This window comes from Bradyrhizobium sp. P5_C11_2 (genome assembly GCF_054049755.1).
Genome location: NZ_JBFULT010000383.1, coordinates 1 through 7337, shown reverse-complemented (window position 1 = coordinate 7337; position 7337 = coordinate 1). Strand labels below are relative to the sequence as shown.

The following is a 7337-nucleotide window of genomic DNA, read 5'->3' as shown; positions in this document are numbered from 1 at the left end:
ACCTTCACCCTCAAGCGCATGAAGCCATGCGCGACGCCAGAAGCCGTTTTCCTAAGCCCTTGAATATTCAGGAATGACGTCATTGAGCGTCGTTRCAACTCAGGGTTGGAAGATCATCATTTTAAGTGGAGATTGAACATGACCAATAAGCAGGACACGAATTCGAAGCCGGCAGCCGAATCTCTCGATAGCCGCAAGGATGCCGCTCAGAACAAGGCATCCCAGATCTCGACCTCTGAAAAGGATGCCCTCAGCGACAGCTCCCTGAACGACGTCTCCGGCGGCCGCGTGCCTCCGACCCACGGGTTCTGACGTCCGCGCTTGGCATTGATGAGAGCTGGAGATCGAACATGACCGATCAGCAGGACACGAATTCCACAGCGAACGCGGTACCCGGCGAGAGCCTCAAGGACGGCGCTCAGAACACAGTGTCCCAAATCTCGCCGGCGACTGATGCGCTTAGCGACAGCTCGCTGGACAAAGTGTCAGGCGGCACCTGGCCGTTCAGCCCCACTGCGGCGGCCAGCTACAGCGTCAACGGCCCGGGGGGCTAGCCGAAAAGCGCTCCGCCGCGCGTCGGTGGGGAATGGCCCATCGCCAAAGCCCCGGCCGATGCCACGAAACAAAGGGCGACGCCGGGGAAATCGTTTTCTCCGGCTCTTGAAGTCCTTACGAAACAAGACCAGCGCAGCATTTCCAACGTCGGGTTGACCCAATCGACATTGATGAAGGTGGAGATTTAACATGACCAACAAGCAAGACACGAATTCCGAAGGCGACGTCGTACCTCACCAGAACCTCAAGGACGGTGTGGAGAACAAGATTTCGTCGCCGCCGGGGAAGGATGCGCTCGGCGATGGCGCGCTGGACGATGTCTCAGGCGGCCTTTGGCCCCAGGTCATGAGCGGTAATACATACAACAAGGGGATCTGATCTTGGGGCCTGACCGGCCCAGCATTGCTGAAGGTGGAGATTGAATATGAGCAACGCGCACGGCGCCAATTCCAAAGGTGAAGCCGAACCTCGCGACCTGAAGGACGTCGCCGAGACCAAGATCTCGTCCAGGTCCGACAAGGATGGACTTGGTGACAGCGCCCTGGACGATGTGTCGGGCGGCGGGTGGCCGTACCAAGGTATGAGTTCCCGGCAGGTCACTCCGACCATCTAATCTTACCACGGTGACAGTGCACTTAGCTCCTGGGCCTCGAACCCGCGAAAGCAGCCGAAGCCATCAAGTGCACTGTCACTGTCATCTGTGAGCGTCACGCATCTTGTGGCGCGGCTGCTGCGGCGGTGCGTTGCCGTGCCGGCAGGAAAAACCCCGCAATCGCGCCGGCCAGCGACAGCGTTGCGGCGAGGCTCATCGCCGCGGCAAATCCGCTCTCGAAATGCACGGCCGAATCGACCCCACCGTTGGCCGAGAAAGTCGCCACCAGCGCAGCGATGCCGAACATGCCGCCGAGGAAGCGGCCCATGTTGAAGACGCCGGACGCCTTGCCCATTTCGGCCACCGCGACCGAGCTCAGGATGGCGTTCTGCGCTGCCGGCATCGCCATCGAGACGCCGACGCCGGCCAGCACCAGCGGTGCGACCAGCGCGGAGTAGGCAACCGCGGGATTCACGATCTCGGCGATCCAGCCAAGGCCGACCGCCTGCATCAGCAATCCCGTCACCACCAGCGGCCGCTCGCCGAACCTGTTGACGACCGCGCCGGCGATCGGGGCGGTGACGAACAGCGTCGCCGTCCAGGGCAGCAGGCGAAGTCCGGCGCCGAAGGCGTCGAAGCCCAGCGCGGTCTGCAGGAACTGCGGCAGTAGGAACACGACGCCATACATCGCGGCGTAGAACAGGACGCTTGCGGACATGCCGGAGGCGAGGGCGCGCGATGCGAACAGCCGCATCGGCACCATCGGCGCGGCCGCGCGCAACTCCCAGAGCACGAAGCCGGCCGCGAACACCAGGCCTGACATCAGCGCGCCCATGACCTCGGCGCTCGCCCACCCCACGGCGTTGCCGCGCAACAGGCTCCAGACCAGCGCCAGCGCCGCAAGGGCGACGAGCGACAGTCCGGGGATGTCCAATGCGGCGGCCGGTCCGAAGCTTTCGCGCAACCGTGCCAGCACCAGGGCGATCGCGATCAGCCCGATCGGCAGGTTGATCCAGAACACCCAGCGCCAGCCGAGTTGCTCGGTGATGAAGCCGCCGATGGCCGGGCCGATGATCAGCGCGCAGCCGGTGATGCTGCTGAAAATGCCGAGCGCGCGGGCGCGCTCCTCGCGGCCGAACGTGCCGCTCAGGATCGCCATTGCGAGCGGCATCACCAGCGCGGCGCCGGCGCCCTGCAGCGCGCGGGCGGCGATCAGCGCGGTGGCATTGCCCGCGAGCGCACAGGCCGCCGACGCAACGACGAACAAGGCGATCCCGGCCGCGAACATGCGGCGGCGACCGAAGCGGTCGCCGAGCGCGGCGCCGGTCAGGAGCAGCACGGCAAAGGTCAGGTTGAAGGCGTTGACGGTCCATTGCAGCGTCTCGACCGGGCTGCCGAATTCGGCGCGGATGGCCGCGAATGCCGTCGTAACGATCATGGCGTCCAGCGCCATCATGAAGGATGCCAGCGCGGTGACGCCAAGCACCCAGTTCTGCTCGGCGCGATTGGTCGGGGTCTGCATCGCCCTGTCTCCGTGTGTCGCGCCGCCCTGTCGCGGCGCGTTCTGCCGGCTAGACGAGGCCGGAGGGGCAAAGGATGCGCCCGGAAATAATTTTTGCCGGGCCGCATCCTTCGCCGGCCGGCAAACGTCCTAGGGGTGTCGTGGCCATTTGCGCGAGCTCGATCCGGAACAGCGGGGCAACGGTTTTCCGGGAAGGGCATGCTAAAATGGAGAGATGGCGCGCGATGAGCGAGCCAGGTCGCGACATGAGCAAGGAGCACGCGATGAGAAGGACGTTGATCAGATACAAGGCCAAGCCGGAGCTGGCCGACAGGAACGCCGAGCTGGTTTCGGCCGTATTTGCCGAATTGAAGGCGGCCGGGCCGGACGGCGTGCGCTATCTGACGCTGCGGCTGGAGGACGACACCTTCATCCATCTTGTCGAGGCCGCGGCCGAGGACGGCTCGAGCCCGATCCCGAAGCTCAAGGCGTTTCAGGCATTCCAGGACGGCATCCGCGACCGCTGCGTGGAGCCGCCGCTGGTTCGTGATGTGAGGATCGTCGGCAACTACCGTATGCTGGACGAGTCCTGACCAGGCGAGGCGGAGGAGAAATGGCGCCAGACCCGCTGGCCACCGTCGATATCGAGGCCCTGCTGGCGCGAATGCGGCCGAAACTGCATCGCTACTGCGCGCGCATGGTCGGCTCGGTCGTCGACGGTGAGGATGTGCTGCAGGATGCGCTGATCAAGGCGGTGGAAGCGCTGCAATCGGTCACGCCCGTCGTCAATCCGGAGGGCTGGCTGTTCCGCGTCGCGCACAACACCGCGCTGGATTTCCTGCGTCGTCGCAACCGGCAGGAGGCGCTGCATTCGGCTGAGGAGGTGGAGATGATTGCCGACCAGCTCGATGATGTGGAAAGCCGCCAGATCGCTGCGACCAGCCTGCGCACCTTCATGCGGCTGCCGGTGGCGCAGCGGTCCAGCGTGATCCTGATGGACGTGCTCGGCTGCTCGCTTGCCGAGGTCTGCGACATCATGGATTTCAGCCTGCCGGCGGTCAAGGCCGCGCTGCATCGCGGGCGCACGCAGCTGCGTGAGTTTGCCGAGGAGCCCGACGATGTGCCGCAGCCGGGCCTGTCGGACGCCGATCGCACGCGGCTCAACGCCTATGTCGGCCATTTCAATGCCCGCGACTTCGACGCGATCCGCGCCATGATCGCCGATGACGTCAGGCTCGAGCTCGTCAACCGCACCAGGCTGAATGGCAAGGCCGAGGTGTCGCGCTATTTCGGCAATTATTCGAAGATCAGCGACTGGCACCTGGTGACGGGGCAGGTCGACGGACGTCCCGCGATCCTGGTGTTCGATCCGAATGAGCCGAACGGGCGGGCGAAATATTTCATGCTGCTGAACTGGTCCGCCGACAAGCTCGCCACCATCAGGGATTTTCGTCACGCAGCCTACGTGATCGATGGCGCGGAGTGCGTGGTGGATGGAGGGTGAGCTCGCGACGCGGCCGGTGGCTGCATCGCCGCGCGCAAGAGTKGAGCACGGGCGTGCCGCCCCTGTGGCACATAACAGCGATTTAATCTCTCCGCCTGCGACGTATTCGAGATCTGAAACGTTAGCTTGCGAGAGTTCTCGCATCCAGCGAGCGCTACGCAGGAGCTCCCTCATGCATCGTCATCTCGCCATCGCCGTCCTTGCGGCCCTTTCCACCCTGACCGTCGCGGCAACCTCTACCGCCGCGTCCGCAACCGAGGTGCAAGACACCTATTGCCTGCAGGGCCGCCAATCGGGCTACCCCGGCAATTGCGAGTTTTCCACCTATGAGCAGTGCCAGGCCACCGCGAGCGGCACCGACGAGAGCTGCGGTATCAACCCGATGCGGGCCTACGCGCCGCAGCAGCAACGGCACGTGCTGCATCGCAGCCGGGATTGAGCGGCAAGCGATGAAAGGCGCCGGCGACGGCGCCCTTATGTGGCTGCTCCACCGAACAAGAAGCAATGCGTCGGGACGCATGGGCGGCCCGTCGATGGCATGCAATCCAGCGCAGTTGTCGTCATCTCCCGAAATCGCGAAAGACCTGATGCGGCCCTCGATGGCAGACATCGGGACGGCCGCAATCGCGGCGACCGGAGTATTCGAGTATCTTCGCGATCGGAGAGGCAAGCGCGATCATGCCCAGGTTCCTGCAATGGTTCTTTCGGAGCCGCGAAACCGGTGACATCACGATCGCCCAGGCCCCCAACCTCGTTCTCTGGGTCGTCATCGTGGCCGGCGTCCTGCGCTGGGGCTGGCAGCCGCCGGGCGCTGCCGCTATTGCCCTGGACATCGTGTTCAAAGGCGGCCTCATCGTTTGGGCCCTCGACGAGATTTTCCGCGGGGTGAACCCATGGCGGCGCTGTCTTGGCGGAGCCGTGCTGGCTTATGAGTTCACGACCTTTCTGTGATGGATCGCCCGGAATACTGCACGAAGCTTGATGTTGCCGGCCGGAATACCAGTGGCTTCATGGTGCGGGCTATTACGGTGACAGTGCTGGACTGCACCCCTAAGATATTTGACCTTGCGAAAGATAAGGCTGGTCAGGATAGTCGACCGAAAACGAGAGCCATCCAGCGATGACGACCTATGTGGCCCTGCTTTACAGTGTGGTTCTCCCGCTCGGCCGGCGATTGGCGATGGCCGAGCTGCGTGCCATGGCGCAAGGCCTCGGTCTCCATAACCCCAGAACCGTCGGCGCGACGGGAAATCTGACTTTCGAGAGCGACAAGGCGTCGATTTCCGGGTTGGAGAAAAATCTTGAAGCCGCCTTCAACGTGCGGTTCGGCAAGCATGTCGCAATTATCGTTCGCAATGCTGACGCGTGGCGACGCCTGCTGCGCGCAAACCCGTTCAGTGCCGAAGCGGCCGCTGACCCGGGAAGGGTCGCCGTTCGCGTGATGCGCAGCCCGATCCCGAAAGGCGGCGAAAACGCCCTGGCACGCTATATCAGCGATGAACGAATTGCCGTCGCCGGTGGCGATCTCTGGATCCATTTTACCGGCGATCCAGCGCGATCGCGTCTGCTTTCGGCGTTAGGTGCGGGACGCCTGAAAGGCGTCGGCACGTTGCGCACCACGAATACGCTAAGGCGCATCGGTGACGCCGTGACTTTGGCCCGATCCAGCCTCGCAGATCGAAAATAAATCCGATCGCTGGGGACGTGCACTGTCATCGCAACCCCCCGGTCAAAGAGCGGTCATCAACTCAATATCACCGCACCCCCGTGCCTTTGCAGCGCTGGCACTTCACCACCTTGTCGCCCTTCTTGAGCAAGCCTTTGCCTTCGCAATTTTTGCATTTCTGCTTCTTCTTGATGTTCGGGCCTTTTTCACTAGTCATGAAATTCTCCTGCCGCGAGAGCGCGGTCTTGTGCGGTAGCCCGGCGGAACAGCCAGGTGGCGCCGGGTAAGCCCTACACTTATGCCGGCTTCGGCACCACCAGCACCGGCACGCTTCCGTCCACGAGGACCTCGGATGTCTGGCTGCCCAGGAACAGCTTCCTGAGGCCGCGGCGCCCATGAGAGGCCATGACGATCAAGTCGCAGCCCCTGGACTTTGCTGTTTCAATGATCGCTGTGGCCGGGTGCGCATTCGGAACATGCAGGAGTTCTGCAGACGCACCGACCTGCTCCGACATGGCGCGCGCTTCGTCAAGCACTTTGCCCGCACGGACCTTGCAGGCCGCGTCAAAGCTGTCGATCTCGTCCTGCGTCGGAATCCATCCCGAGTCGTGTCCGCCCCCATAGTCGACCGGCAGCGCTTCCGTCACCGTGATGATTGTCAGCCTGGCGTTCAAAGCCTTCGCCAAGGCAATGCCATGCTCAACGCCTTTTCGCGCGACCTCCGATCCATCCGTGCTCAAGAGGATGTTGGCGTACATTCGGTGGCTCCCTTGCTCGTCGAACAAAGTGATGCCCGGTTAATATGATCCGATACGCGCTGTGGGTCCATGTGCGTTTTCGGCCATGGTCTCGCTGTCGCGGCTTCGTAAAGGCTCGCCTCGCACTGCGTGGGCGCGCTTGGTTCTCGGTCAACTAAACTTTTACTCACGTTCGATGCAGAGTAGCCGAATCCGGATCTCTGCCTCGTGTTCGCGAAGATTGTCGGCGCCTCAGGCAAATCGAAAACTACTTCGTGACTTGGGAATAAGCGCGCGACAACGCACGTCTATGGGTGGTGGATCGGATCTCCTGCCTCGCGGGGGATCACCCAATCGAAAGGAACCACCACCATGACTACATTCAAAAATCCCATCGGGTCAGTCCTGTCCAAGGCCTTGTTGACCGGACTGGTCGTCACCGCAATCTTCAGCACGCCGCTCGAGGCGCGTGAGCACCGCACCAGCGATCGACACGCCGGACAGAGCGCGGGGTCGAGCATCCATCGTATCGAGGGCGACCGGTCGATCGGTGCGCCGGCCTACCGCGCATTTGCGCCAGTGCCCTCGGATCAACCGGGTGGAGTTTGCGACCACGGGGATAACCCGATGATATGCTGAGCATCCGACCTCGCCGGCGTTACGGTGACACTGTCACCGTATTGCTAAGGCGGTTTCATCGGGGGGCTCCGCGATATTTTGCGCATGATGGGAACCGACGCGGTCATTTCTTGGAGCCCATCAGCGTCGGCTCGATGCTGTAC

12 protein-coding genes are annotated in these 7337 nt (G+C 63.0%); 9 read left to right on the top strand and 3 right to left on the bottom strand.

The window, feature by feature from the left end; translation table 11 throughout:
* The first annotated feature begins 138 nt into the window (after window positions 1-138).
* The 4 genes from ACXJL8_RS28375 (at window position 139) to ACXJL8_RS28360 (ending at window position 1168) form a co-directional block, all read left to right on the top strand.
* The gene (locus ACXJL8_RS28375; protein WP_456621638.1) at window positions 139-312 is read left to right on the top strand and encodes a hypothetical protein; all 174 of its coding nucleotides are present in this window, start codon (window positions 139-141) and stop codon (window positions 310-312) included.
* Between the two features lie 38 nt (window positions 313-350).
* Window positions 351-554, top strand: coding sequence for a hypothetical protein (locus ACXJL8_RS28370; protein ID WP_456621637.1), 204 nt, complete (start codon window positions 351-353; stop codon window positions 552-554).
* A gap of 190 nt (window positions 555-744) precedes the next feature.
* The gene (locus ACXJL8_RS28365) at window positions 745-933 is read left to right on the top strand and encodes a hypothetical protein (protein ID WP_456621636.1); all 189 of its coding nucleotides are present in this window, start codon (window positions 745-747) and stop codon (window positions 931-933) included.
* Between the two features lie 46 nt (window positions 934-979).
* On the top strand, window positions 980-1168 hold the full coding sequence (locus ACXJL8_RS28360; RefSeq protein ID WP_456621635.1) for a hypothetical protein: 189 nt from the start codon (window positions 980-982) through the stop codon (window positions 1166-1168).
* Window positions 1169-1262: 94 nt separating this feature from the next.
* Here ACXJL8_RS28360 and ACXJL8_RS28355 read toward each other — a convergent pair whose 3' ends face one another.
* Complete coding sequence (locus ACXJL8_RS28355) at window positions 1263-2669, bottom strand: DHA2 family efflux MFS transporter permease subunit (RefSeq protein WP_456685985.1); 1407 nt, start codon at window positions 2667-2669, stop codon at window positions 1263-1265.
* Window positions 2670-2932: 263 nt separating this feature from the next.
* Here ACXJL8_RS28355 and ACXJL8_RS28350 point away from each other — a divergent pair, with 263 nt between their 5' ends.
* The 5 genes from ACXJL8_RS28350 to ACXJL8_RS28330 all read left to right on the top strand — a co-directional run bounded on the left by ACXJL8_RS28350 (window position 2933) and on the right by ACXJL8_RS28330 (window position 5839).
* Window positions 2933-3241 (top strand): hypothetical protein, encoded by a 309-nt coding sequence (locus ACXJL8_RS28350; RefSeq protein WP_456621633.1) that lies wholly within the window; start codon window positions 2933-2935, stop codon window positions 3239-3241.
* A 20-nt stretch (window positions 3242-3261) separates the two neighbouring features.
* Window positions 3262-4152, top strand: a complete 891-nt coding sequence (locus ACXJL8_RS28345; protein WP_456621632.1) for a sigma-70 family RNA polymerase sigma factor — start codon at window positions 3262-3264, stop codon at window positions 4150-4152.
* Between the two features lie 172 nt (window positions 4153-4324).
* Window positions 4325-4591: a DUF3551 domain-containing protein gene (locus tag ACXJL8_RS28340; RefSeq protein ID WP_456621631.1), complete on the top strand. Its 267-nt coding sequence runs from the start codon at window positions 4325-4327 to the stop codon at window positions 4589-4591.
* A gap of 239 nt (window positions 4592-4830) precedes the next feature.
* A complete protein-coding gene (locus ACXJL8_RS28335; RefSeq protein WP_456621630.1) occupies window positions 4831-5103 on the top strand; it encodes a hypothetical protein in 273 nt (90 codons plus the stop codon).
* A gap of 169 nt (window positions 5104-5272) precedes the next feature.
* Window positions 5273-5839, top strand: a complete 567-nt coding sequence (locus ACXJL8_RS28330) for a DUF1697 domain-containing protein (RefSeq protein ID WP_456621629.1) — start codon at window positions 5273-5275, stop codon at window positions 5837-5839.
* Window positions 5840-5906: 67 nt separating this feature from the next.
* Here the strand turns inward: ACXJL8_RS28330 and ACXJL8_RS28325 are convergent, their stop codons facing one another.
* Window positions 5907-6035: a hypothetical protein gene (locus ACXJL8_RS28325; RefSeq protein WP_007600646.1), complete on the bottom strand. Its 129-nt coding sequence runs from the start codon at window positions 6033-6035 to the stop codon at window positions 5907-5909.
* Window positions 6036-6114: 79 nt separating this feature from the next.
* Window positions 6115-6576 carry a universal stress protein gene (locus tag ACXJL8_RS28320; protein ID WP_456621628.1) on the bottom strand — a complete coding sequence of 154 codons (462 nt, stop codon included), beginning with the start codon at window positions 6574-6576 and terminating at the stop codon, window positions 6115-6117.
* Window positions 6577-7337: the final 761 nt, after the last annotated feature.

Excerpts from the sequence above, each read along its gene's own strand:
- ACXJL8_RS28325 (WP_007600646.1), bottom strand. The coding sequence starts at position 6,035 with ATGACTAGTGAAAAAGGCCCGAACATCAAGAAGAAGCAGAAATGCAAA.
- ACXJL8_RS28350 (WP_456621633.1), top strand. The coding sequence starts at position 2,933 with ATGAGAAGGACGTTGATCAGATACAAGGCCAAGCCGGAGCTGGCCGAC.
- ACXJL8_RS28320 (WP_456621628.1), bottom strand. The coding sequence starts at position 6,576 with ATGTACGCCAACATCCTCTTGAGCACGGATGGATCGGAGGTCGCGCGA.
- ACXJL8_RS28335 (WP_456621630.1), top strand. The coding sequence starts at position 4,831 with ATGCCCAGGTTCCTGCAATGGTTCTTTCGGAGCCGCGAAACCGGTGAC.
- ACXJL8_RS28360 (WP_456621635.1), top strand. The coding sequence starts at position 980 with ATGAGCAACGCGCACGGCGCCAATTCCAAAGGTGAAGCCGAACCTCGC.
- ACXJL8_RS28365 (WP_456621636.1), top strand. The coding sequence starts at position 745 with ATGACCAACAAGCAAGACACGAATTCCGAAGGCGACGTCGTACCTCAC.
- ACXJL8_RS28370 (WP_456621637.1), top strand. The coding sequence starts at position 351 with ATGACCGATCAGCAGGACACGAATTCCACAGCGAACGCGGTACCCGGC.
- ACXJL8_RS28345 (WP_456621632.1), top strand. The coding sequence starts at position 3,262 with ATGGCGCCAGACCCGCTGGCCACCGTCGATATCGAGGCCCTGCTGGCG.
- ACXJL8_RS28355 (WP_456685985.1), bottom strand. The coding sequence starts at position 2,669 with ATGCAGACCCCGACCAATCGCGCCGAGCAGAACTGGGTGCTTGGCGTC.
- ACXJL8_RS28330 (WP_456621629.1), top strand. The coding sequence starts at position 5,273 with ATGACGACCTATGTGGCCCTGCTTTACAGTGTGGTTCTCCCGCTCGGC.
- ACXJL8_RS28340 (WP_456621631.1), top strand. The coding sequence starts at position 4,325 with ATGCATCGTCATCTCGCCATCGCCGTCCTTGCGGCCCTTTCCACCCTG.
- ACXJL8_RS28375 (WP_456621638.1), top strand. The coding sequence starts at position 139 with ATGACCAATAAGCAGGACACGAATTCGAAGCCGGCAGCCGAATCTCTC.